The organism is Escherichia sp. MOD1-EC6819, from assembly GCF_002965765.1.
Lineage (GTDB): Bacteria > Pseudomonadota > Gammaproteobacteria > Enterobacterales > Enterobacteriaceae > Escherichia > Escherichia ruysiae.
On the sequence record NZ_PTRG01000001.1, the window covers coordinates 115,241 to 139,897 of the forward strand.

At 49.9% G+C, this 24,657-nt stretch carries 20 protein-coding genes and 1 tRNA gene; 7 read left to right on the forward strand and 14 right to left on the reverse strand.

Annotation, left to right across the window (positions count from 1 at the left end):
• The first annotated feature begins 249 nt into the window (after positions 1–249).
• The 4 genes from crfC (at position 250) to pmrR (ending at position 5,323) form a co-directional block, all read left to right on the forward strand.
• Entirely contained in the window at positions 250–2,478 is a 2,229-nt protein-coding gene (gene crfC, locus A7Z06_RS00545) for a clamp-binding protein CrfC (RefSeq protein ID WP_105279303.1), read from the forward strand.
• Positions 2,475–3,347 (forward strand): diguanylate cyclase regulator RdcB family protein, encoded by an 873-nt coding sequence (locus A7Z06_RS00550; protein ID WP_000169207.1) that lies wholly within the window; start codon positions 2,475–2,477, stop codon positions 3,345–3,347. Before crfC ends, A7Z06_RS00550 begins: the two co-directional genes overlap by 4 nt.
• Before the next feature lie 269 nt (positions 3,348–3,616).
• Complete coding sequence (gene proP / locus A7Z06_RS00555) at positions 3,617–5,119, forward strand: glycine betaine/L-proline transporter ProP (protein ID WP_032226450.1); 1,503 nt, start codon at positions 3,617–3,619, stop codon at positions 5,117–5,119.
• A gap of 114 nt (positions 5,120–5,233) precedes the next feature.
• Positions 5,234–5,323 carry an LpxT activity modulator PmrR gene (gene pmrR, locus A7Z06_RS00560; protein WP_000797657.1) on the forward strand — a complete coding sequence of 30 codons (90 nt, stop codon included), beginning with the start codon at positions 5,234–5,236 and terminating at the stop codon, positions 5,321–5,323.
• On the opposite strand, the gene pmrB is transcribed toward pmrR, so the two are convergent.
• The 7 genes from pmrB to melR all read right to left on the reverse strand — a co-directional run bounded on the left by pmrB (position 5,299) and on the right by melR (position 14,757).
• Complete coding sequence (gene pmrB / locus A7Z06_RS00565) at positions 5,299–6,399, reverse strand: two-component system sensor histidine kinase PmrB (protein ID WP_001052143.1); 1,101 nt, start codon at positions 6,397–6,399, stop codon at positions 5,299–5,301. The genes pmrR and pmrB overlap by 25 nt on opposite strands.
• Positions 6,400–7,068 carry a two-component system response regulator BasR gene (gene basR, locus A7Z06_RS00570; protein ID WP_000697918.1) on the reverse strand — a complete coding sequence of 223 codons (669 nt, stop codon included), beginning with the start codon at positions 7,066–7,068 and terminating at the stop codon, positions 6,400–6,402. It abuts the gene before it with no gap.
• Complete coding sequence (gene eptA, locus A7Z06_RS00575; protein ID WP_010344876.1) at positions 7,065–8,708, reverse strand: phosphoethanolamine transferase EptA; 1,644 nt, start codon at positions 8,706–8,708, stop codon at positions 7,065–7,067. The genes basR and eptA overlap by 4 nt, the downstream gene beginning before the upstream one ends.
• A gap of 103 nt (positions 8,709–8,811) precedes the next feature.
• Complete coding sequence (gene adiC, locus A7Z06_RS00580) at positions 8,812–10,149, reverse strand: arginine/agmatine antiporter (protein WP_000093134.1); 1,338 nt, start codon at positions 10,147–10,149, stop codon at positions 8,812–8,814.
• Positions 10,150–10,285: 136 nt separating this feature from the next.
• Positions 10,286–11,047, reverse strand: a complete 762-nt coding sequence (locus A7Z06_RS00585; protein ID WP_001217089.1) for an AraC family transcriptional regulator — start codon at positions 11,045–11,047, stop codon at positions 10,286–10,288.
• A gap of 336 nt (positions 11,048–11,383) precedes the next feature.
• Positions 11,384–13,651, reverse strand: coding sequence for an arginine decarboxylase (gene adiA, locus A7Z06_RS00590; protein ID WP_105279329.1), 2,268 nt, complete (start codon positions 13,649–13,651; stop codon positions 11,384–11,386).
• 197 nt (positions 13,652–13,848) lie between these two features.
• Positions 13,849–14,757, reverse strand: a complete 909-nt coding sequence (melR, locus tag A7Z06_RS00595; protein ID WP_001090775.1) for a transcriptional regulator MelR — start codon at positions 14,755–14,757, stop codon at positions 13,849–13,851.
• A 260-nt stretch (positions 14,758–15,017) separates the two neighbouring features.
• On the opposite strand from melR, the gene melA reads away from it, so the two are divergent.
• Positions 15,018–16,373 (forward strand): alpha-galactosidase, encoded by a 1,356-nt coding sequence (gene melA / locus A7Z06_RS00600; protein ID WP_000986630.1) that lies wholly within the window; start codon positions 15,018–15,020, stop codon positions 16,371–16,373.
• Here melA and A7Z06_RS00605 read toward each other — a convergent pair.
• From A7Z06_RS00605 to A7Z06_RS00625, 5 genes are all read right to left on the reverse strand, one after another.
• Positions 16,370–17,020 (reverse strand): DUF2238 domain-containing protein, encoded by a 651-nt coding sequence (locus A7Z06_RS00605; protein ID WP_000198775.1) that lies wholly within the window; start codon positions 17,018–17,020, stop codon positions 16,370–16,372. The genes melA and A7Z06_RS00605 overlap by 4 nt on opposite strands.
• 122 nt (positions 17,021–17,142) lie before the next feature.
• Positions 17,143–18,789 carry a class I fumarate hydratase gene (gene fumB, locus A7Z06_RS00610; protein ID WP_000066143.1) on the reverse strand — a complete coding sequence of 549 codons (1,647 nt, stop codon included), beginning with the start codon at positions 18,787–18,789 and terminating at the stop codon, positions 17,143–17,145.
• Positions 18,790–18,866: 77 nt separating this feature from the next.
• Positions 18,867–20,207, reverse strand: a complete 1,341-nt coding sequence (dcuB, locus tag A7Z06_RS00615) for an anaerobic C4-dicarboxylate transporter DcuB (protein WP_000899528.1) — start codon at positions 20,205–20,207, stop codon at positions 18,867–18,869.
• 571 nt (positions 20,208–20,778) lie between these two features.
• Positions 20,779–21,498, reverse strand: a complete 720-nt coding sequence (dcuR, locus tag A7Z06_RS00620; RefSeq protein WP_000611279.1) for a two-component system response regulator DcuR — start codon at positions 21,496–21,498, stop codon at positions 20,779–20,781.
• On the reverse strand, positions 21,495–23,126 hold the full coding sequence (locus tag A7Z06_RS00625) for a sensor histidine kinase (RefSeq protein ID WP_016159910.1): 1,632 nt from the start codon (positions 23,124–23,126) through the stop codon (positions 21,495–21,497). Before A7Z06_RS00625 ends, dcuR begins: the two co-directional genes overlap by 4 nt.
• Positions 23,127–23,304: 178 nt before the next feature.
• Here A7Z06_RS00625 and yjdI point away from each other — a divergent pair, with 178 nt between their 5' ends.
• Both yjdI and A7Z06_RS00635 read left to right on the forward strand, forming a co-directional pair.
• Positions 23,305–23,535 (forward strand): 4Fe-4S mono-cluster protein YjdI, encoded by a 231-nt coding sequence (gene yjdI, locus A7Z06_RS00630; protein WP_000371863.1) that lies wholly within the window; start codon positions 23,305–23,307, stop codon positions 23,533–23,535.
• A gap of 11 nt (positions 23,536–23,546) precedes the next feature.
• Positions 23,547–23,819: a GNAT family N-acetyltransferase gene (locus A7Z06_RS00635; RefSeq protein ID WP_000401742.1), complete on the forward strand. Its 273-nt coding sequence runs from the start codon at positions 23,547–23,549 to the stop codon at positions 23,817–23,819.
• Between the two features lie 71 nt (positions 23,820–23,890).
• Here A7Z06_RS00635 and A7Z06_RS00640 read toward each other — a convergent pair.
• Together A7Z06_RS00640 and A7Z06_RS00645 are read right to left on the reverse strand one after the other, a co-directional pair.
• Positions 23,891–23,966 (reverse strand) — tRNA-Phe (locus A7Z06_RS00640).
• Positions 23,967–24,075: 109 nt separating this feature from the next.
• Positions 24,076–24,651, reverse strand: a complete 576-nt coding sequence (locus A7Z06_RS00645) for a transcriptional regulator (protein ID WP_001188520.1) — start codon at positions 24,649–24,651, stop codon at positions 24,076–24,078.
• Positions 24,652–24,657 lie beyond the last annotated feature (6 nt).

Consider the following 24,657-nt stretch of genomic DNA (forward strand, 5'->3'; position numbering starts at 1 on the left):
GAAAATAATCTTTTTGCCTCTGTTTATTATTTAAGTTAAGGTTAACTCTCTTCTTGTTCTTTTTTTAATTAAATTGTTATTTTATCTTTCTGACTTTTAACTTGTCGGAAGAGATTTATTCATCCGAATAAAAACAACATATTAAATATAAAAATTATTTCCTGCAGTAATTATAAAAGCCGACAACAGAACGAAAAAACGATCTGGCTAAATAAAAATAATGAAATTTGCTTTAAGGAAGAATTTTCCATGTACACACAGACAATATATGAGTTAAGTCAGGAGGCTGAACGTCTGTTACAGCTTTCCAGACAACAGTTGCAGTTACTGGAAAAAATGCCGCTCTCTGTGCCCGGAGAAGATGCACCACCACTGGCTTTACCCTGGAGTCAGCCTAATATCGCCGAGCGTCACGCAATGCTGAATAATGAGCTGCGAAAAATTTCCCGTCTGGAAATGGTGCTGGCGATTATTGGCACCATGAAAGCAGGGAAATCAACCACCATTAACGCTATTGTTGGCACTGAAGTTCTGCCTAATCGCAATCGCCCTATGACTGCGCTGCCGACGCTTATTCGCCATACGCCGGGGCAAAAAGAACCGGTGCTGCATTTTTCGCATGTCGCACCAATCGACTGTTTAATCCAAAAATTACAACAACGCCTGCGCGATTGCGATATTGAGCATCTGACCGAACTGCTGGAAATAGATAAAGATATGCGTGCGCTTATGCAGCGGATCGAAAATGGCGTTGCTTTTGAAAAATATTATCTTGGTGCCCAGCCAATTTTTCATTGCCTGAAAAGTTTGAATGATTTGGTGCGTCTGGCGAAGGCGCTGGACGTCGATTTTCCTTTTTCTGCTTACGCCGCCATTGAGCATATTCCTGTAATTGAAGTGGAGTTTGTCCATCTGGCAGGGCTGGAGAGTTATCCCGGGCAGTTGACGCTGCTGGATACCCCCGGACCGAATGAAGCCGGACAACCGCATCTGCAAAAAATGCTTAACGAGCAACTGGCGCGCGCCTCCGCAGTGCTGGCGGTGCTGGACTATACGCAACTGAAGTCAATCTCCGATGAAGAAGTGCGTGAGGCGGTTTTAGCGGTGGGGAAATCAGTACCGCTGTATGTGCTCGTCAATAAGTTCGATCAGCAGGATCGTAACAGTGACGATGCAGAACAGGTGCGGGCGCTGATTTCCGGGACGTTGATGAAAGGTTGTGTTACGCCAGGGCAGATATTTCCGGTATCGTCGATGTGGGGCTATCTGGCAAATCGGGCACGTCATGAGTTAGCTAACAATGGTAAGTTGCCAGCACCGGAGCAACAACGCTGGGTGGAGGATTTTGCCCATGCCGCGCTTGGCAGGCGCTGGTGCAATGCCGATCTGGCAGATATCGACCATATTCGCCATGCTGCCGATCAACTGTGGGAAGATTCGCTGTTCGCCCAACCGGTTCAGGCATTACTCCATGCCGCCTACGCCAACGCGTCGTTATATGCACTGCGATCTGCCTCGCATAAGTTGTTGAATTATGCCCAACAAGCGCGGGAATACCTTGATTTTCGCGCGCACGGGCTGAACGTCGTTTGCGAGCAATTGCGGCAAAATATCCTCCAGGTTGAAGAAAATATGCAGCTATTGCAGCTTAATCAGGTGCAGGTGAGTGGCGAGATTAAACATGAAATCGAGGTGGCTCTGGCATCAGCCAACGACTTTCTGCGTCAGCAGCAAGACGAGGTGAATACCCAGTTAGCAGTGCTGTTTCAACATGATTCATGGCCGTTAAGCGAGATTCGTACCCGCTGCGAGACGCTGTTACAGGCGGCACAGACCAAAATCAGCCGTGACTTTACGCTGCGTTTTGCTGAACTGGAATCAACCCTTTGCCGGGTGTTAACCGATGTTATTCACCCCATCGAGCAACGGGTAAAAACAGAATTGAATGAGTCCGGGTTTCGCCCCGGCTTTCATTTTCCTGCTTTTCACGGCGCAGTCCCACACTTCAATACTCGCCAGCTGTTCAGCGATGCAATATCCCACCAGGAAGCAATGGATGAGCAGAGCAGCCGTTTTGGCATTGTGCGTGAGACGTTCTCGCGCTGGCTGAATCAGCCTGACTGGGGACGGGGTGGTGAGAAATCACCGCCAGAGGCCGTTGATTACAGTGCGCTACAACGAACGTTAACCGAAGAAGTAGACCTTTATTGCCAACAAATGGCTAAAGCTTTGGCGGTTCAGGTCGATGATTCTGTCACGGCAGGCATGAACACTTTTTTCGCTGATTTCGCGTTATGTTTGACGGAATTACAGGCGCGTTTACGCGATAGTCTGGCTCTGCGTCAACAAAATGAATCCGTGGTCAGGATGATGCAGCAGCAATTGCAACAGACCGTGATGATTCATGGCTGGATTTATACGGACTCTCAGTTGTTACGCGATGATATTCAAACTCTTTTCATGGCAGAACAGTATTGACAAAGACGTTACTGGACGGCTCTGGTCGCGTACTGGAGTCGGTTTATCCCCGCTTTTTGGTGGATCTGGCGCAGGGCGATGATGCCCGCTATCCACAAACCCATCAGCAGCAGCTTCGTGAACGACTGATGCAGGAACTTCTTGCGCGCGCACAACTTCAGACGTGGGCGAATGCCGGAATGTTAAATGCGCCACTTAGCCTGCGCCTGACATTGGTGGAAAAACTGGCGGCGATGCTTGATCCCGGTCATCTGGCGCTGACGCAGATCGCGCAACATCTGGCACTATTGCAAAAAATGGATCACCGTTCGTACTCTGCTTTCCCGGAACTTCCCCAGCAAATCGCCGCGTTGTATGAGTGGTTTTCTGCCCGCTGTCGCTGGAAGGAAAAAGCGTTAATGCAACGAGGGTTACTGGTTCAGGCAGGTGAGCAGAGTGAGCAAATTTTTACCCGCTGGCGTGCTGGTGCGTATAACGCCTGGTCGCTACCGGGACGTTGTTTTATTGCTCTGGAGGAGCTGCGCTGGGGAGCGTTTGGCGATGCCTGCCATCTGGGAAGCCCGCAAGCGGTGGCGTTGTTGCTGGGTGATTTGCGCGTGAAAGCGACGCAATATCTGGCAGATAGTATCAATGCGGCACCGACCACTCGCCATTATTACCATCAGTGGTTTTCCCCTCCTGGAGCCTCGACAGGCGGGGATCATGCAGACTTTTTAAGTTGGCTGGGCAAGTGGTCGGATGCCGATAAGCAGCCTGTTTGCTGGTCAGTAACCCAACGCTGGCAAACCGTCGCGCTGGGGATGCCACGGCTCTGTTCAGCACAACGTCTGGCGGGGGCAATGGTCGAAGAAATCTTCTCTGTAAATTAACTGTAAATAATCAGTTACATCAATGAGTGCTCAACGAAATCCATGTGTGAAGTTGATCACAAATTTAAACGCTGGTAGGGTAAAAAGGTCATTAACTGCCCAATTCAGGCGTCAACAGGTTTGATTGTACAATCCTTAATCGGATCGTGTAAGCAAACCAGCTACGCTTGTTACAGAGATTGCACCCTGCAATTCCCGCTCCCCTTTTGCGGGCGCCGCGTCTATTTGCCTGACGCGTGCGGAAATGGGCTTACTCTGCGAGGAAAGCTATGCTGAAAAGGAAAAAAGTAAAACCGATAACCCTTCGTGATGTCACCATTATTGATGACGGTAAACTGCGAAAAGCCATTACTGCAGCATCGCTGGGTAATGCAATGGAATGGTTCGATTTTGGTGTTTATGGCTTTGTTGCTTACGCATTAGGTAAAGTATTTTTCCCGGGGGCTGACCCCAGCGTGCAGATGGTTGCTGCACTTGCCACCTTCTCCGTTCCCTTTCTGATTCGACCGCTTGGCGGACTCTTCTTCGGTATGTTGGGCGATAAATATGGTCGCCAGAAGATCCTCGCTATCACTATTGTGATTATGTCGATCAGTACGTTCTGTATCGGTTTAATACCGTCCTACGCCTCTATTGGTATTTGGGCGCCGATTTTGCTGTTGATCTGTAAGATGGCACAAGGTTTCTCGGTCGGCGGTGAATATACCGGAGCGTCGATATTTGTTGCGGAATACTCACCTGACCGTAAACGTGGCTTTATGGGCAGCTGGCTGGACTTCGGTTCTATTGCCGGCTTTGTGCTGGGTGCGGGCGTGGTGGTGTTGATTTCGACCATCGTCGGTGAAGAGAACTTCCTTGACTGGGGCTGGCGTATTCCGTTCTTTATCGCGCTGCCGCTGGGAATTATTGGGCTTTATCTTCGTCATGCTTTAGAAGAGACGCCAGCGTTCCAGCAACATGTTGAGAAACTGGAACAGGGTGACCGCGAAGGTTTGCAGGATGGCCCGAAAGTCTCGTTTAAAGAGATTGCCACCAAACACTGGCGCAGTCTGTTGACATGTATTGGTCTGGTGATCGCCACCAACGTGACTTACTACATGTTGCTGACTTATATGCCGAGTTATTTGTCGCATAACCTGCATTACTCCGAAGACCACGGGGTGCTGATTATTATCGCGATTATGATCGGTATGCTGTTTGTTCAGCCGGTGATGGGCTTGCTGAGTGACCGTTTTGGCCGTCGTCCGTTTGTGATCCTCGGCAGTGTTGCGTTGTTTGCGCTGGCGATCCCGGCGTTTATCCTGATTAACAGCAATATTATCGGCCTGATTTTCGCCGGGTTGCTGATGCTGGCGGTGATCCTTAACTGCTTTACGGGTGTTATGGCCTCTACCTTGCCAGCGATGTTCCCGACACATATCCGTTACAGTGCGCTGGCGGCGGCATTTAATATTTCGGTGCTGGTTGCCGGTCTGACGCCAACGCTGGCGGCCTGGCTGGTGGAAAGCTCGCATAATCTGATGATGCCTGCCTATTACCTGATGGTAGTGGCGGTGGTTGGTTTAATCACTGGCGTGACCATGAAAGAGACGGCAAATCGTCCACTGAAAGGTGCGACGCCTGCGGCGTCAGATTTGCAGGAAGCGAAGGAAATTCTCGTCGAGCATTACGATAATATTGAGCAGAAAATCGAGGATATTGACCAGGAAATTGCCGATTTGCAGGCGAAACGTACCCGCCTGGTGCAGCAACATCCGCGAATTGATGAGTAAGCTGAAACGGATTGCCTGATGCGACACTCTCTTATCAGGCCAACAATCGAACTCTTAAGGTTCACTTAATCTCTGACGCGCATACTCTCCTCCAGGACAACGGAGGAGAGTGCAATGAAAAACCGTGTGTATGAAAGTTTAACGACTGTGTTTAGCGTGCTGGTAGTCAGCAGCTTTCTCTATATCTGGTTTGCCACGTACTGATCTTTTTTCAGCCGTACCCAGGCGCGCGTGCCGGAAGCCTCTTCCCGGTTTTGCAGGAAAAACTGCCCGTGATGCAACTGTGTGATGCGGCTGACAATACTTAATCCCAGACCAATCCCGCCATAACGGCTGTCCATTCGTACAAACGCTTTGCTCAACTCTCCGCATTTACTCTCATCAATGCCAGGCCCTTCGTCTTCAACCGCCATTACCGCACCGCCATCTTCTTGCAGCTGAATCATAATGTTGCTGCCTGCTGGACTATAGCGATGGGCGTTTTCTACCAGGTTACGCAATAACATCCGCAGCAGGGTCGCGTCGCCCTGAACAGTGATGTCAGCGGCGCTCTCTGGTAACAGCAAAGTTTGTTGACGCTGGTCGAGCATGGTGCTGAGTTCGTCATAGGAGGGCAGGATCACATCTTCCAGCAGTTTTACATGCTGATAATTACCGGAAGAAAATGACTGTCCGGCGCGCGCCAGTTGCAACAACTGGGAGACGCTCTCCATCATCTGATCAAGCCGTGCGACTAACGGCGCTACATCAATGTGATGCGTTTTCGCCAGCAGTTCCAGATGCAAACGCACCCCCGCCAGCGGCGTTCGCAGTTCGTGAGCGACGTCAGCGGTAAACAACCTTTCGTTATCCAGCGTGCTGGTCAGGCGACTGACCAGATCGTTCAACGCCGAAACCACCGCTTCGATTTCGAGGGTGGCACTGTGAATGGCTATGGGCGTTAAGTTGTCAGCGGTGCGCGCTTCCAGTTCTTTTTGCAGTTCCGCCAGCGGGCGAGTGATGCGGTGCACTGCCTGATAGCAGATAAATAGTGTCAGGCTGACCATAAATACGCCGGGAACAATCAGGCTGGCAACCGCTTCGCGGATCTCACGCATGATGTGGCGATCGTTGTTGCGATTGTCACGTAGCGCCTGCTCAAAGAGCTGAATTTGCTCGGTACTTTCATGCCATAGCCAAAAGACGCTAATCAGCTCAAAAACCAGCAGAATAGCGCCGATGGTCAATATCAGCCGTTGACGCAGCGACATTGGTCGGCGCAGAAAACGCATCAGATTCAATTAGTTTTCCTCATTCGCGACCAGCATATAGCCAAAGCCGCGCACGGTGCGGATACGTGTTTTGCCCACTTTGTCGCGCAGGTTGTGGATATGCACTTCCAGGGTGTTGGTCGAGGGTTCGTTATCCCAGTTATAGATATCGTTGTAGAGAATTTCCCGATGCACCGGGCTGCCTGCTTTGAGCATCAGCCGCGATAGCAGAGCATATTCTTTGGGCGTCAGAATCAATTCTTCGCCGCCCATCCATACCTGACGGCGCCCCATATTCAGCGTCAGATTGCCAACAATCAACTCGCTTTCGCCCTGATTATTATGGCGTCGCAGCAGGGCGCGGATGCGGGCGTGTAACTCTTCCAGCGCAAAAGGTTTTACCAGATAGTCATCGGCACCGACATCCAGCCCGGCGATTTTGTCGGTCAGGGTGTCGCGAGCGGTGAGGATCAGTACCGGCAGGGTGTATTTTTTCTGCCGGATACGGGCGAGAAAATGCAGCCCATCTTCGTCGGGTAAACCTAAATCCAACACCACCAGGCTGTAGTGCCCGGCTTCCAGGCTTTGTTCCGCCATCCGCGCGGTCGTGACGCCATCGCACGCGTAGCCTTCGGTTTGTGCCGCCAGAATCAGCCCCTGCAATAACAGCGTATCGTCTTCAACAATCAGTATTTTCATTCAGTCACTCTCCTGCAAGTTTGCAGAATATCATCCGCAGCCTGGTAATACTTCGTCTCGACGCCGGTTAATCCCAACAGGGTTGAGAATAAATTGTCCTGTGAATAGTGCTGTATTTGTGCCTGTTTTTGCAGGCAGCTCTGGTCAATCTGATACCGCTTTTGATAATCCTCCGACAACCACAGCAGCATCGGTACTTGTTTTTGGCTATCAGGCGCGATGGCATAAGGCAGGCCGTGTAGATAGATGCCATTTTCACCTAACGATTCACCGTGGTCAGAAAGATAAACCAGGCTGGTGGTAAATTTATCCTGATGTTCTTTCAGCAGATTAATTGCTTTATCAACAATATAGTCGACGTAGAGCAACGTATTATCGTAAGTGTTCACCAGTTGTTCTTTGGAACAGGTCTGGATCTCGTTGGTGTCGCAGGTGGGGGTAAATTTCCTGAACTGCGGCGGATAGCGGTTGTAATAGGTCGGGCCGTGGCTACCGATGGTGTGTAAGACAATCACGCCATCACCTTGCAGGTTATTGATGTACTCTTCCAGCCCGTGGAACAGCACCTCGTCATAGCATTCGCCGTTGATGCACTGGCCGGGCAGGTTCAGCGCGGTGACATTCTGGTGCGGTACGCGGTCGCAGACACCTTTGCAGCCACCGTCGTTGTCATTCCACAACACATTAATGCCCGCTCGCTGAATGATATCCAGCACGCCTTCCTGGTGCTGTGCCAGCTCTTCTTTGTAATGCTCACGCGGCATATCCGAGAACATGCATGGCACAGAGACAGCCGTTGCCGTGCCGCAAGACGCGGTATTGGGGAAATAGACCACATTATCTTTCGCCAGCCGTGGATTGGTTTCACGTGGGTAGCCGTTGAGTGAGAAATTCTCTGCCCGCGAGGTTTCGCCGACGATCAAGATGGTCAGATTTTTACGTTTCTCGTTTTGCATTAACGGGTTGCGGTGTGCATCCTCGCCAATGCGAACCAGCGGTAGATTTGCCAGTCGCTGGTGGGAATACCATGACCAACTGGCAACAATGCTGTTGGAGGGGCTTAAGGATTTCACCAGCTCTTTGTTGTTGCGAAACAGCGAGGCGTAGTCTTTATAAAACAACGCGGCGACCAGCAGAATCAGCAGCACAGAAATCAGAATATTGGCTCCACGGAAAAGAACGCTACGCAGGCGTGAGGCTGCGGGTTTGATTTTTACCCAGCAGGCAATCAGTGCAGCAAGAACCCCGCTTAACCCTAGCGTTAATAACATCTGCGGTGTCATTAACGCGTAGCTTTCCGCAGGTGTGGTATCCATGATATTGGCAATCATCGAACGGTCGATGACGATGCCATAAGTCATTATGAAATATTGCGCAGACGCGCCGACAAGAATAAACAGGCAGGCCAGTGGACGATTAAGCCATAAGAAAGAACCTAGCGTCAGGACAATATTAATCACGCTGAACGCGACGACCGGCATCGACAAGAAAACCAGCACGTTATGCATTGAATCCAGCGGTAGCGCCTGTAAAACCTGTTTAAAAAAGGCAATGTTCAGGCAGATAGCAATATAAAAAGAGGCCAGCAATAGCCAGGCGAGTAAATTCAAAGAGGGTCTTTTTAGAAGGCGCTTCAACATCACGGTGTTTCCATCGAACAAAGTGCGCATATGCTCGCAAAGCAAAGTTAAGCCAACCTTAAGTTCTTAAGGTTGGCTTTTATGTTTGCTGGATTAAGGGGGCTTAATCTTTGCTTATTGGTGCATCTAAAGGATAGGGGTTTTTATGCAGCCGGTTGTAGTTCAGTGTGTACATTGCGGTGATCACCATCAGCGTGACGAATGACCACATGACCTCTTGTGCGCCAGAACCGACTACCGCCCAGATGCAGTAAAGGAAGGCGATAGTGGTGATGGTCAGATACGCCGGACGCGCTTTACCAAAGTGACCGTGGCCTAAAAGCAGTAAAGCGGCACAGGTATAAAGATAAGGCACCAGGGTAAAGATTACCGATACGGAAGAGACCAGACCGAACTCTTTGGTTGCGTTTGGCGAAATGCTGCTGAACTGGAAGATAGTCATCAGGATACCGACGATAATCAACCCGGCTACCGGTGTGCCTGCTTTGTTGACGCGGGCAAAAATCGGTGGGAACAGACCGTCATCGGCAGCGGCTTTCGCCGTTTGCCCGGCCAGTAGTGTCCAGCCACCCAGCGAACCTAAGCAACCAGCCGCCGCACAGAAGGAGACAATGGCTCCTGCGGTATCACCCAGCGCCATCCGTGCAGCATCACCGAAAGGTGAGGCGGAAACGCGCAGTGCGGCGTTGGGGATCATCCCCATAATCGCGGTGGTCGAGAGCACATAGCAAACGGCGGCAATCAATACCCCGCCAATGGTGGCGATAGGGACGTTGCGTTTCGGGTTTTTCACCACACCCGCTGCAACAGACGCACTTTCCACCCCGATAAATGACCACAGCGTAACGTTTAAGGTGCTTTGAATCGCGCCGAAGGTGCCCAGGCCGCTGACGTTCCATGCCGCCATATAGGTTTCTCCGTGGAACCAGAACCAGCCGAATACGGCAATCCCGACGATGGGAATCAGCGCCAGCACGGTAGCGACGGCCTGCACGCGGGTGATCATTTTCGGACCGACGATATTAAGCAGAACGAAGATCCACAGCACCACCACGCAGGTGATGGTTAATACCCACGGATCTTTGAGGAGCGGGAAGAAATAGCTCAAATAGCCGACGCCAATGACCACCATGGCGATATTGCCGATCCAGCAGGCCAGCCAGTAGAGAACGTTGGTTTGATATCCGAGAAAAGGACCAAAACAGCGGCGCGCGTAGGCATATGAACCGCCAGGGCTGGGATCGAGGAACGACATTTTGGCGTAGACCATCGATAAAGCCAAAGCACCGATAATCGTCACCAACCAACCATATATAGCAATACCGCCAGTCGAGGCCAGGTTTGCAGGTAACAGAAAGACACCTGACCCCATAATATTCCCCGACACCATCAGAGTAACGGGGATTAAGCCCACTTTGTGAGCATCAGCATCCGAAGACATAATTAAACTCCTGCGAAGGCGAGCTTCGTGACAATAAATTACGTCATATCATACGCCTGCATTCGCGCATTGAATTATCGTCAGTCGGGTTATCGCTGATGCCGTTATTAATATATCTCTTTGTAAAGGTTATAAATCAGGCGACAGAACGTTCTCTGTGTTGGCTAACATAATGGAGTGGCGTCATGCCATAGAAGTCTTTAAATACAGAAATAAAGTAAGACGTGCTGTTGTAGCCACAGGACTGTGACACCTGTGAGATATTTTTTCCATCCATCATTAATTCATTTACAGCATAACGCATCCGGCAGGTGGTTATTATTTGGCTATAACTGGTGTTTTCGCTTTTCAGCTTTTTCTTTAACAAACTTGGGCTAAGACATAAACAACTGGCTACCATACTAAGATTCCAGTCTTTATGGATATCGCTTTCAATGATTTGATAAACGCTGTCGCTAACACAATTACGTAACATATACATAAGTAGAGAAAGGAATTTTTTACTGTCGAGAAAGCGAGAGAGCACAGTGAATAATAATGCACGTGTTCGTTCTTTTTCCGACTCTGTTTCAGCAGGCTCTGTGCTATGTTGCGCTGCAACGCGAAACACCTCTGGTGTAAGGCATGGCAGGGAAATAATCGGTGTGGCGCTACGTTGCCAGACCGGTATTTTCGAGAGATCTTTATTCAGAAAACGGAGATAATCTTTGATGATGTCGAGGCTAATATAAGCAATCAAAGTGTTATTCAGAGAGGAGGCGTCGATAATATTATTTTCACAACTTAATAACGCCATATGGTTAGCTTTTAAACTTATAGGCTCTTTCCCATTCACTCTTAGCCAGACATCTTTTTCAGTTAATAAAACTATACAAGGTTGGTTGCTGCAAATCCTCATACATGTACTCCTGAAATGCAAAGAAAAATAGTGGATCTCGCCAACATAGAGAGATACCGGGAACGGGTTATATAATTGTATGACGAATCAAAACATGCATAAAAATAACGTGTTTTACTAATATTACAAATTTTTATAGTAATTTCTCATGTACAAAAAATTTTACAGAGTAAATAAGGGTAAATAATAAACAAAAAAAAGCGCGGGGTGGGACCGCGCAAAAAGCATGACATTTTTGTTTGCAGCAATTTTTATGAAAACGTTGCCATACTCAAAAGGCCTCAGGCCAGGCGGCGTAATGTTATTAAAACAATTACGCCTTCAGCGGAATAGTGGTTACGCTTTCACACACATTACGTGGTAAATACCGTCAATAATTTCAGTACCTTCAGTTTCGTGTTCAAATCCAGGGAAATGATGATCCCAGGATTGCAGCGAGCGTAAATAACTTACCTGCGGACTGTTTTTATCGCCGAAGTTTTCACCAGACAGCAGCATCGGGATTCCTGGCGGATACGGGATAATTGAGTTCGCCGCAATGCGTCCTGGCAGATTTTCAATGGATACCAGCTCAACGTTGTTGTCGACAATCGCGTTGTACGCTTCACGCGGAGTGATTTCCGCCACCGGCAGGCCGGAATAGGCTTCGTTCAACCGTGCTCCTGGGTTGTTTTCTTTCAGCCAGGCAAACATTTTGTCACCCAGATCGTGAATCCCCATGTTCGCGTAAGTGTCAGGATATTGTTCAACAAGTTCCGGCATCACCTGCGCCAGTGGTGTGTTGGCGTCGTAGTGGCGTTTGAAGGAACAGAGGGTGTTAACCAGAGTTCCCCATTTCCCTCGGGTCACGCCCATTGAGAACAGGAACATAATCTGGAAATCGGTGGTGCGAGTTGGCACGATGCCGTGGTGGCCAAGCCATGCGGTAACCAGTGCGGCAGGTACGCCTGTCTCTTCCAGTTCACCGTCTTCACCCATCCCCGGTGCGAGGATGCTGACTTTAATCGGGTCGAGCATACTCCAGTTGTCCGGGATATCTTTAAAGCCGTGCCAGCTTTCGCCCGGATGCATTACCCAGCAGTCCTGAACGGTGGTCAGCAGTTTGCGCGGCGCGTCAGCAAAGTCATAGGTTTTGCCGGTTTCCGGATCGGTAACCATTTCTTTATTCCACGGTTTAAAGAACCAGCTACCTTCGTCAGTAAACTCTTTATACAACCGTGCCATTGCCTGGCGGAAATCGACCGCTTCGTCGATCACTTCCTGAGTCAGTGACAGACCGCTGTTGCCGTCCATCATTGATACAGCCACATCGTTTGATGCGCAGATGGCATACAGTGGGGAAGTGGTGGCATGCATCATGTATGCCTGATTAAAGCGGGAGAAGTTAATCGCGCCCCGGCCTTCACGTACATGAATATAAGACGCCTGCGACAACGCATTCAGCAGCTTATGTGTGGAGTGGGTAGCGAAAACGGTTGGGCCATTGTGATCGCCCGGTTCACCGCGCATTGCATAGTGATCGGCATAGATTGGGTTAAACCGTGCGTAGCCATACCAGGCTTCGTCGAAGTGCAGACGGTCAGAGGTTTTTTCCAGCAGATCCTGCGCGTCTTTGGCGTTATAACACACGCCGTCGTAGGTGCAGTTGGTCACCACGCAGTAAGACGGTTTTTGCCCGACTTTGTCTTTAGTCAGCGGGCTTTCGCTGATTTTCTTCTGCAAGGTTTCAGGCTGCATTTCCTGCGGATAGATTGGCCCGATAATGCCGTAGCGGTTGCGGCTTGGCACCATGTATACCGGTTTCGCGCCAGTCAGCATTAAGCCTTGTTCAATGGATTTGTGGCAGTTACGGTCAACAACGACCACGTCGTTATCCGTCATGCAGGCTTGCATGATGGTGCGGTTAGAACCTGAAGTGCCAACAACGACTGACCAGGAGCGATCGGCACCAAATACGCGCGCGGCATATTTTTCACTTTCGCCAAATGCGCCAGTATGGTCGAGCAAAGAACCGAGAGAAGTTCGTTCAATACCCATATCGGTGCGGAACAGGTTTTCACCATAATAGTCATGGTAGAAACGTCCGGCTGGCGTTTTAGTGAACCCCACACCGCCCTGGTGACCCGGCGCGGCCCAGGAATACTCATGGATGTCGCTATATTTCATTAGCGCGCTGAACAGTGGCGGTAACAACTGTTGACGGTAGCGGGTCATCGCGGCGATGGCGCGCCCGGCAATAAAATCGGCAGTATCTTCCAGAATCCAGGCGAATTCATCGACAAGCTCCAGCAGGTCGCGATCCAGCGCGGCGATTGATTTTTCCCGATCGCCTAACAGGAATACCGGCACGTTTTGCTGGCGTTCATGAAGTTTACCGATCAATTCTCTGACGTTTTGATGTTCGTCCGGATGCTCCATTTGATAACTGAACATCAGACAATCAATGGCTTCATTTGAAGAGAGAATGGCAAAACCATCATCAAATGAGGTTGATTTAATGACGGTAACATTTTGTTGACTCAAGGCATTCGCCAGACGCTCAACGGCGCTACCGACCCAGGTGTCCTGATGTAGAAACTCGCTTTCAACAATTAATACTTTCATCATTGTTTACCCGGTTGTGAAGGAATCTTCGTTGCGGGCAAGTATCTTCCGGGCATTTCAGGCTGTAAAGCGATTGAAAAATAAACGTTTTTAATTTTTTATTATTATAAACAGAAGCTTATATTAATTTTTCAATTAATTTTCAATGTTTATTATCGACAGCTAAATTATTTTTTTGGCTGATACTGATATCGTTTTTAACCGGGAAGCGTCTGGCGGCGTTGTTGGCTAAGTTTGCGGTATTGTTGCGGCGACATGCCGACATATTTGGCGAAAGTACTGTAAAAACGACTGCTCGAACGAAAACCTGCCGTCAGGGCAATATCGAGAATACTTTTATCGGTATCGCTGAGTAACGCGCGAACGTGGTTGATGCGCATTGCGGTAATGTACTGTTTCATCGTCAACTGCATGACTCGCTGAAATATCCCCATCGCATAGTTGGCGTTTAGTTTGACGTGCTCAGCCACGTCGTTGATGGTCAGCGCCTGGTCATAGTTTTCTGCAATAAAGCCCAGCATCTGGCTGACATAAAATTGCGCATGACGCGAGACGCTGTTTTTGTGCGTGCGCGAGGTTTTATTGACCAAAATCGGTTCCCAGCCGGAGAGGCTAAATCGCTTGAGCATCAGGCCAATTTCATCAATGGCGAGCTGGCGGATTTGCTCATTCGGGCTGTTCAATTCCTGCTGCCAGCGGCGCACTTCAAAGGGGCTAAGTTGCTGTGTCGCCAGCGATTTAATCACCATGCCGTGAGTGACGTGGTTTATAAGGTCTTTATCCAGAGGCCAGGAGAGAAACAGATGCATCGGCAGATTAAAAATCGCCATGCTCTGACAAGTTCCGGTATCGGTTAGTTGGTGCGGCGTACAGGCCCAGAACAGCGTAATATGCCCTTGATTGATATTCACTTGTTCATTGTTGATCAGGTATTCCACATCGCCATCGAAAGGCACATTCACTTCAACCTGACCATGCCAGTGGCTGGTGGTCATGACATGCGGCGCACGAAATTCAATCTCCATTCGCTGATATTCCGAGTACAGCGACAGCGGGCTGCGGGTCTGCTTTTCATCACTGCTGCACATAAACGTGTCTGTGTTCATGGATGGATCTCTTTCCTGGATTATCAGAATTATGGCATGAGTAGCTGAGGATGACTGCGAATGACGACACAAAACATAAAGAGAGAGGATTTTATAAGGGCTAATTACTCTGTTTTTCAGTCAATTTAGTCCCAAAAACTCATATTTACTGCTAAGTAACCCTGGATCTGAGCTTTTGGGAATGCTCAACGGGGAAGCCGGAGGTTTTCTGCGACATCGCCTGCCATGATGAAATCATTCAAGCAAGCCTGGAGACCTGAATGATGTCTGCACCCAAAATTACTTTTATCGGCGCTGGTTCGACAATTTTCGTAAAAAATATTCTTGGTGATGTGTTTCATCGCGAGGCGCTGAAAACGGCGCATATTGCCCTGATGGACATTGATCCAACTCGCCTGGAAGAGTCGCACATTGTGGTGCGTAAGCTGATGGATTCAGCAGGAGCCAGCGGCAAAATTACCTGCCACACGCAACAGAAAGAAGCCTTACAGGATGCCGATTTTGTCGTGGTGGCATTTCAGATTGGTGGTTATGAACCTTGCACGGTGACTGATTTCGAGGTCTGTAAGCGCCACGGTCTGGAACAAACTATTGCCGATACGTTAGGGCCGGGCGGCATTATGCGCGCACTGCGTACCATTCCGCACCTGTGGCAAATTTGCGAGGACATGACGGAAGTCTGCCCCGATGCCACCATGCTCAACTACGTTAACCCGATGGCGATGAATACCTGGGCGATGTATGCCCGCTATCCGCATATCAAACAGGTAGGGTTGTGCCATTCGGTGCAGGGAACGGCGGAAGAGCTGGCGCGCGATCTCAATATTGATCCCGCCACGCTGCGATATCGTTGCGCGGGTATCAACCATATGGCGTTTTACCTGGAGCTGGAGCGCAAAACCACCGACGGCAGTTACGTGAATCTCTACCCGGAACTGCTGGCGGCTTATGACGCAGGTCAGGCACCGAAGCCGAATATTCATGGGAATCCTCGCTGCCAGAACATTGTGCGCTATGAAATGTTCAAAAAGCTGGGCTACTTCGTCACGGAGTCGTCAGAACATTTTGCCGAATATACGCCGTGGTTTATTAAGCCAGGCCGTGAGGATTTGATTGAGCGTTATAAAGTACCGCTGGATGAGTACCCGAAACGCTGCGTCGAGCAGCTGGCGAACTGGCACAAAGAGCTGGAGGAGTATAAGAACGCCTCCCGGATTGATATTAAACCATCACGGGAATATGCCAGCACAATCATGAACGCTATCTGGACCGGAGAGCCGAGCGTGATTTATGGCAACGTCCGTAACGATGGCTTGATTGATAACCTGCCGCAAGGATGTTGCGTGGAAGTGGCCTGTCTGGTTGATGCAAATGGCATTCAGCCGACCAAAGTCGGTACGCTACCGTCGCATCTGGCAGCCCTGATGCAAACCAATATCAACGTACAGACGCTGCTTACCGAAGCCATTCTCACCGAAAACCGTGACCGTGTTTACCACGCCGCGATGATGGACCCGCACACCGGCGCCGTGCTGGGAATTGACGAAATATATGCCCTTGTTGACGATCTGATTGCCGCCCACGGCGACTGGCTGCCAGGCTGGTTGCACCGTTAAGAGGTAATCGCGTCCGGCGCTTTGGTGATTAAGCCATAGCGCCGGAGCTGGCGACAGTGAAGGCGAGCAAGCAATATCACCGTAGTTAATGCGCCCAGCAGCGCGCAGAACATATCGGACTGCGTGTCCCACTGGTCGCCTTGGGTGCCGAGAAAATCATCCGCTCCCTGACCCATCGCCAGTGCCGCCCACCACTCGATCAACTCATACATGGCGCTTATCGCCAGTGCCACGCAGCAGACCAGAAACGCGACCATTTTGCGTCCGCGCACGTACATCCCACGCACGAGGATTTCTCGTGCCACCAGTGCAGGCACCAGCCCCTGGAAAAAATGCCCCAGCTTGTCATACGGATTACGGCTTAACCCCAGCCATTCCTGCACTTCAAAACCGATGGGGACTTTCGCGTAGGTGTACTGACCGCCGACCATCAGGATGATGGCGTGAAAGAAAATCAGTGCATAGAGCAGCGGCGTTAACGGATAACGTCTGGCGGTGGTAAGCAGCAACGGTACGACAATAATTACCGGCGTCACTTCCATCAACCAGGTGAGTTTGTCATGGGCCGAAATTCCGGTGTACATCAGGATTAACGTCAGCGCCAGTGCGCTAGTGTTAAGAACTAACGGCTTGAGTGTGCGGGTCATGGTGAGTTCGCAAGTCAGGGAAAATACTGACTATTCACCAGCAAGCGTGAAATTACAATCGCAAAAGAGGTGGCCCAGGGGGATCACCTGGCAGTATGCCGCCAGGCGCTGGGCCAAAGAAGTTACTTAGTGCAGTTCGCGCACTGTTTGTTGACGATTTGCTGGAAGAAGTCGTTGCCTTTGTCATCGACCAGGATAAACGCCGGGAAATCTTCTACTTCGATTTTCCAGATAGCTTCCATACCCAGTTCCGGATAAGCGACACATTCCAGATGCTTAATGCTCTGCTGTGCCAGCACTGCCGCCGGGCCGCCAATGCTGCCGAGGTAGAAGCCGCCGTGTTTATGACACGCGTCGGTGACTTGCTGACTGCGGTTACCTTTCGCCAGCATGATCATGCTGCCGCCGTGGGATTGCAGCAGATCCACGTAAGAGTCCATACGGCCTGCGGTGGTTGGGCCTAAAGAACCCGATGGATAACCGGCTGGCGTTTTTGCCGGACCTGCGTAGTAGATCGGATGATCTTTGATGTACTGCGGCAGCTCTTTACCGGCGTCGATCAATTCTTTCAGCTTGGCGTGCGCAATATCACGACCAACGATAATGGTGCCGGTGAGTGACAGACGAGTAGAGACCGGATACTGCGAAAGCTGGGCGAGGATCTCTTTCATCGGACGGTTGAGATCGACTTTCACCGCGTCGCCTTCACCCGCCTGACGCAGTTCTTCCGGAATGTACTGGCCTGGGTTGTGTTCCAGTTTTTCGATCCAGATGCCTTCGCGGTTAATTTTTGCTTTGATGTTACGGTCAGCGGAGCAGGAGACGCCCATACCCACCGGGCAGGATGCGCCGTGACGAGGCAGGCGAATCACGCGGATGTCGTGAGCGAAGTATTTACCACCAAACTGTGCGCCGAGGCCGAGTTTCTGAGCCTCGATCAGGAGTTCTTGTTCTAACTGGACATCGCGGAAAGCCTGACCGTGTTCGTTCCCTTCAGTCGGCAGCTCATCGTAATAGTGAGCACTTGCCAACTTGACGGTTTTCAGGTTGGTTTCCGCAGACGTGCCGCCAATCACAAACGCGATATGGTACGGCGGGCAGGCTGCGGTGCCGAGAGTACGCATTTTCTCAACGAGGAAGTTTTTCAGTTTACCCGGAGTCAGCAGGGCTTTGGTTTCCTGATAGAGATACGTTTTGTTGGCAGAACCGCCGCCTTTGGCGACGCAGAGGAATTTGTACTCGTCGCCATCCACTGCGTACAGGTCGATTTGCGCAGGCAGGTTAGTGCCGGTGTTGACCTCTTTGTACATGTCCAGCGGTGCGTTTTGTGAATAGCGCAGGTTATCTTCGATATAAGTGTTATAGACACCTTTTGATAAGGCTTCTTCATCACCGCCGCCGGTCCACACTCGCTGACCTTTTTTACCGACGATGATGGCGGTGCCGGTATCCTGGCAGGTCGGCAATACACCTTTGGCTGCGATTTCGGAGTTTCTCAAGAATTGCAGCGCCACATACTTATCGTTTTCGCTGGCTTCAGGGTCATGAAGAATAGAAGCTACCTGTTGCTGGTGTGCCGGGCGGAGCATGAAAGAAGCGTCATGGAAGGCTTGCTGCGCCAGCAAGGTCAGGGCTTCAGGTTCCACTTTCAGGATGGTTTCGCCGTTAAATTCGGCAACACTAACGTAATCGGATGTGAGCAGATAGTACTCGGTATTGTCTTTCCCCATCGGGAAAGGCGCCTGATAAATAAACTCTTTATTTGACATAGCTTCCAGCCTGTAACTCTGTATTTGTTATACGAAAATGGCGTGCCGCACAGCGACGGGCAGCACGCAGAGTGCAATTACAAGAACCCGTACATCGCAGCGAAGATCCAGCCGAAGACGCACGATACGCTCACACCAATCAACCCTGGCAAAATAAAGCTGTGGTTGATGACGAAGCGGCCGATGTGGGTGGTTCCGGAACGGTCAAACTGAATCGCTGCCAGATCGCTCGGATAGGTCGGCAGGATGTAATAACCATAGCAAGCCGGTGCTGAAGCCACGATGTATGCCGGGTCAACGCCAATCGCCAGTGCAACCGGAACAATTGCTGCCAGTGCAGCGGCCTGGGAGTTAACAAACTTGGAGACCAGCAACAGAACAATGGCATAAGCCCACGGATACTCTTTCACCATTTCGCCCAGTACGCCCTGAATTTCAGACATATGCGCACCGAACATGGTTTCGGCCATCCACGCGATACCGTATACCGCCACGATGGCAATCATACCGGAACGGAAGACTTCATTTTTTGAGATGGACGCGGGATTGGTTTTGGTCAGGATAATAATCAACGCCCCGGTCAGCAGCATAAACATCTGGATAACCAGTACCATCGACAGCGGCTTGCCGCCAAAAGACGGACGCAGGTCAGAATCAGCACCAAGAAGTGCGACCACCGCGATTGCCCCGAGGAAGATCCACATTGCCAGCCAGTTGCTTTTCGGTAGTTTTTTATCCAGCAGCGTGGCGGTGTCACCGTAAACGTACTCACGGTTTTCCGGTACGGAGATGAATTTCTGGAACTCTTCGTCTTTATCCAGATCTTTACCACGGAACCAACTGAAAATACCGATCGCCAGGATACCTAACAAGGTAGAGGGGATGGTAATCGCAAGCAGGTCGAGGAACTCAAGGTGACGACCATCAAAGGTTACGTTCCCCAGCATTGCGACCAGCGATACTACGGCAACCGACACCGGACTGGCGATAATCCCCATCTGCGCGCCGATAGAGCTCGCCGCCATTGGGCGTTCCGGACGGATGTTGTTCTTAATCGCAACGTCGTAGATGATCGGCAGGATGGTGTAAACCACGTGACCCGTACCGCAAAGAATGGTCAGCGTACAGGTGACAAACGGCGCGACGATGGAAACATATTTCGGATTGCGACGCAGCAGTTTTTCGGCAATTTGCAGCATAACATCCAGGCCGCCAGAGGCTTGCAAGGTCGCCGATGCTGCCACCACCGCAATGATGACCAGCATGACATCAACCGGTGGTTTACCCGGCTGAAGATGGAAGACGAAGACCAGAATGACCAGGCCGATACCGCCTAATAAACCCAGCGCGATACCGCCCTTTCTGGCACCATAAAACAGACATATCAGTATTATGATAAGTTGGATGGTAAATAACATGTGTAAACCCTCGCGATAATCCCATTTAAATTCTTGCCAAATAGATCACAGCCACATTCTGTTTTGGATGAACTGTTATCAGAGACTGACTAAATATCCGTTTGGTCGTTGCTGGCTCGAGCAAATACTTCACAGTGAATATTGGCTGATTCAGGCAGCAGTAAATTTATGCACTGTGATAAGTGTTTTTTTCAGAGAAAAATACTCTCTGGCGATGGGGTTATAGTTTGTGTTTCGCAGATGTTAATGGTCTGTTTTTGCGCTATCTTGTTGATATTTATTGGTCTATTTTTTGTTCTACAGACGGATGTCATCAACTTTATAGATTATTCTGATCTACCTATTTATGGGTAAAAATACACATAATACGGGTGACATAATAGTTAATTAACTTTTGTTAGCGTTTTGAAATTAAAAACTCTATTTATCCGAATTGATATTAATTCGCAGGGGATGAAGAGGGATAATTATATTTGATCTGGCACAAGTTTTACTGATGGCTGATGTAACTTGTGCCAGTGCTGGTTTGCATTACTGCAATAATTGTTACTTCCAGATAACTAATAACGCGTTATTGGCAATATTGCTTCAGTAATGAGTAATGCTCTGCCTGAATACGGTAGCGATAAACCGGACGACCGGTGACGCCATAATGGATACTGGTAACTAAGATGTGACAATTCACTAGCCAGATCAGATATTTGCGGCAGGAAACGCGAGAGATGTTAACCTCGTTGGCCAGCTCGTCGGTTGAAAATTCATAGTCCTGGTGAGCGTCAATCCACTGGCACAGCGTGCGTAAAGTCTGCGGCGTTAAGCCTTTTGGCAGACGGCGGGTATCCTGTTCGTTAGATGAATTGCCATGAATTAGCTGATCCAGCTCGGCCTGGTCATAGTATTGATGTTTCTCCAGCGCCATTTTCTTTTGTCGCCAGCCGATGAGCGCCTCTTCAAAACGTGATGCCTGGAACGGTTTGATTAGATAATCAACGACGCCATAATGCAGAGAATCCTTAATGGTTGCGGCATCAGCAGCTGAGGAGATGACAATCACATCGCTTTTGCATCGAGCGTTGTGCAGGACAGGCAGTAAATCGAGCCCGTTTTCTTTTTGCATATAGATATCGAGCAAGATCAGGTCGATAGGCGTTTCGTTGTTGAAGATAATCTCTTTGGCTTTCTCCAGTGTCGAGGCTGTTCCGCAGCATTGAAAACCAGGGATCTGCGCCACGTATCGGCGATTCAACTCCGCCACCATTGCGTCGTCATCGATAATTAATACATTGATCATTTGCTCGACCTCTCCCCATCCCAGGGTAACTGGACAAAAAATTGTGTGAAAATCCCGGGTTCCGATTCCACGGCAATGCTGCCGCCGAGATTTTCAACCTGTTGTTTGACAAGTGCCAGACCGACGCCTCGTTCACTTCCTTTTGTCGAGACACCTTTTTCAAAAATGTGATCGATTTTGTCAGGGGAAATTCCCGGACCATCATCGTTAATTTCACAGTGCAGCCAGCCGTGACGGTAGTGCAACGTAACGCTGATTTCACCACCGGGTTCTTGCCCTAATGCCTCCAGCGCGTTTTCTATCAGATTTCCCAGCGCGGTAATTAACGTTGCGACTTGATCTTCACTACCGCTGTCTGGCAACTGGCTCTCACTATTTAATATCAGCGTATGGCCTAAATCGGTCGCGCGGTTAATTTTGCTGATTAAAAAACCAGCGATAACCGGAGATTTGATTTTTCCCAGCAAAGAGCCAATCTCTTCCTGATAGTTGTTGGCTGTTTTTAGAATGTAATCTTCCAACTGCTTATAACTCTTCAGATGTAATAATCCGAGAATCACGTGTAATTTGTTCATAAATTCGTGGGAGCGTTCACGAAGTGCGTCGGCATAGTTGACCAGCCCATCCAACCGTTGCATTAGCTTACGAACTTCCGTTTTGTCCCTGAAGGTAGAGATGGCTCCGATGATAACGCCATTGCTGCGTACGGGTACGGTGTTGATGAGTAATAGCCGATCTTTGACGGTAACCTCTTCATCTCGTCGCGGCGTGCCGTCGCGTAATACTTCCGAGACATCCACCACCTGCGACCATGCCTGACTCAGTGTCGACAGCTTTTCATCATCCTGGGATTTGTGATAATTAAGCAGTTCTTGCGCGGCATCATTAATTAGTGTGACTTCGCCGCGCGCGTCTACGGCAACGACACCTTCTTTGATCGATTGCAGCATTGCCTGGCGTTGCTCAAACAGAGTTGAGATTTCGTAAGGTTCCAGGCCGAACAGGATGCGCTTAAGTACTTTGACTAAAATCCATGTACCCAGCCCGCCAACCAGCACACCGAATAAAATTGACCAGATAATGCTCCAGCGACTGTCATTGATCTGCTGCGTTACGCGGCTTAACTCCAGGCCAATCGCCACCACGCCGATCTGCTTATGATTTTCGTCGTAGATAGGGGTAAATACGCGTAAAGCCTGCGCCAGAAAACCGCGATTAATAGCGACATTTTCCTCGCCGTTGAGCGCCTTCAGGATGTCGTCCCCTTTAAAGAGCTGACCAATGCGTTGGGTTTCAGGGTGCGAGTAGCGAAGACTTTGCATATTGGTAACGACAATAAACAGCAGATCGTTGCGTTTGCGTACAGCTTCGGCGATGTCCTGGATACCGCTCTCCTGCGGTTTTTTCTGCAAGCCCTGGCGAATTTCTGGCGAGTCGGCAAGGGTACGCGCCACGGCCAGCGCCTTGTTAGCCAGCCCGTCACGCGTCATGTCGCTGATTTGCGAGAAGTAAACCAGATGCACTACCAGCAGCACCGAGAACAGCACTGCGCTGACCATTAAGATCACCGTGGTACTGAGTTTCATCGGACGTTTGCGTAACATGCGGCAGGGCAGTGAATGTCTCATCAGCTTCCTTGTATGACAAATTTCCTAAGCATTATCTCTGATGCTGCGGGTAATTCAAAGGGAGTAAGGGGATTGGCCATCCGGGGAAGCGGATTTGGTAACTGAAACTTCCGGTGTCGTCTGGCGATTCGAGAGCTATGCTTATAGCGAAAACCATACTTATGAGGGAGAGAAGGTCATGGATCAGGAACTACTGGATGTTGGTTATCGCTGCTATACCGGCGAAAAGGTCGATGTCTATTTCAACACCGCAATATGTCAGCATTCCGGTAATTGTGTGCGCGGTAATAGCAAACTGTTTAATCTCAAACGTAAGCCGTGGATCATGCTGGATGAAGTAGACGTCGCTACCGTCGTGAATGTTATTGATACGTGCCCGAGCGGCGCGCTGAAATACCGTCTTAAATAAGCGAGGGGAAAATGGAAATATGTGAGGGTCATAATAAATTTTACATCAATGATGCGCAGGGAAATCAAATAGCTGAAATTGTCTTTGTGCCGACCGGAGAGAATTTAGCGATTATCGAACATACCGATGTTGATGAAAGCCTGAAAGGGCAGGGGATTGGTAAACAACTGGTAGCGAAAGTCGTGGAAAAAATGCGCCAGGAAAAACGGAAAATTATCCCGCTGTGCCCGTTTGCAAAACACGAATTTGATAAAACGCGTGAGTATGATGATATTCGCAGTTGATGGGGCGAAGGCAGGAAGGACGTATTCCCAAAAGCAAAAACCCGCCTTGTAGGCGGGTTCTCAAGAATTAGTGGTGCCCGGACTCGGAATCGAACCAAGGACACGGGGATTTTCAATCCCCTGCTCTACCGACTGAGCTATCCGGGCAACGGGGCGCATTAAACCGTAATATGCACATCTCGTCAACCTAATTTCAGTAAAAGCGATTCAACTGCTTAAGATTGCGGCAAATCGCTTCTTTTCTGTGTTTCTGTCATCAGGTCAGTGCGCCACCCTGGCGGCAGCGGGCGAAGCGCAGAATATCTTCCGCCAGCCGGTGTGCGGTGTCGACATCCGCCTGGCTACGATTCACCAGCATTCGGCTTAAACAGCCTTCCAGCACCAGTTCCATCTGCTTTGCTACCATCGCCGGATCGTCAACTTCCAGCGTGGTTAATAGTTCGTGGGTGAAATCGTAGGCCGCGCTTTTTTGCTGATCGGCCAGTTGATGAATAGGGTGACCAGGATCGGGATAAAACGTACAGGCAGCGATAAACAGACAGCCCGGATAGCGGTTGTTTTTAACGCACTCTGATAACGCCTGATAACGCGCCAGCAGCTTTTGTTCGGCGGTTTGCGTTTCGTCCAGCATCAGCTGACGACGCCAGACATCTATCTGTTGGCTAAGATAACGCAGCGCATCGTAGAGGATTGCCTCTTTGTCTGGCCAGAAGCGGCGCAGCTCGTCCAGTGGATAATCCACACGTTCAGCAACCATCTCCAGCGTGGTGTTGGCAATCCCTTGTAATTCTAATAATTTCAGGGCTTCTCCCAGTACATCTTCACGTTGCACGCTATT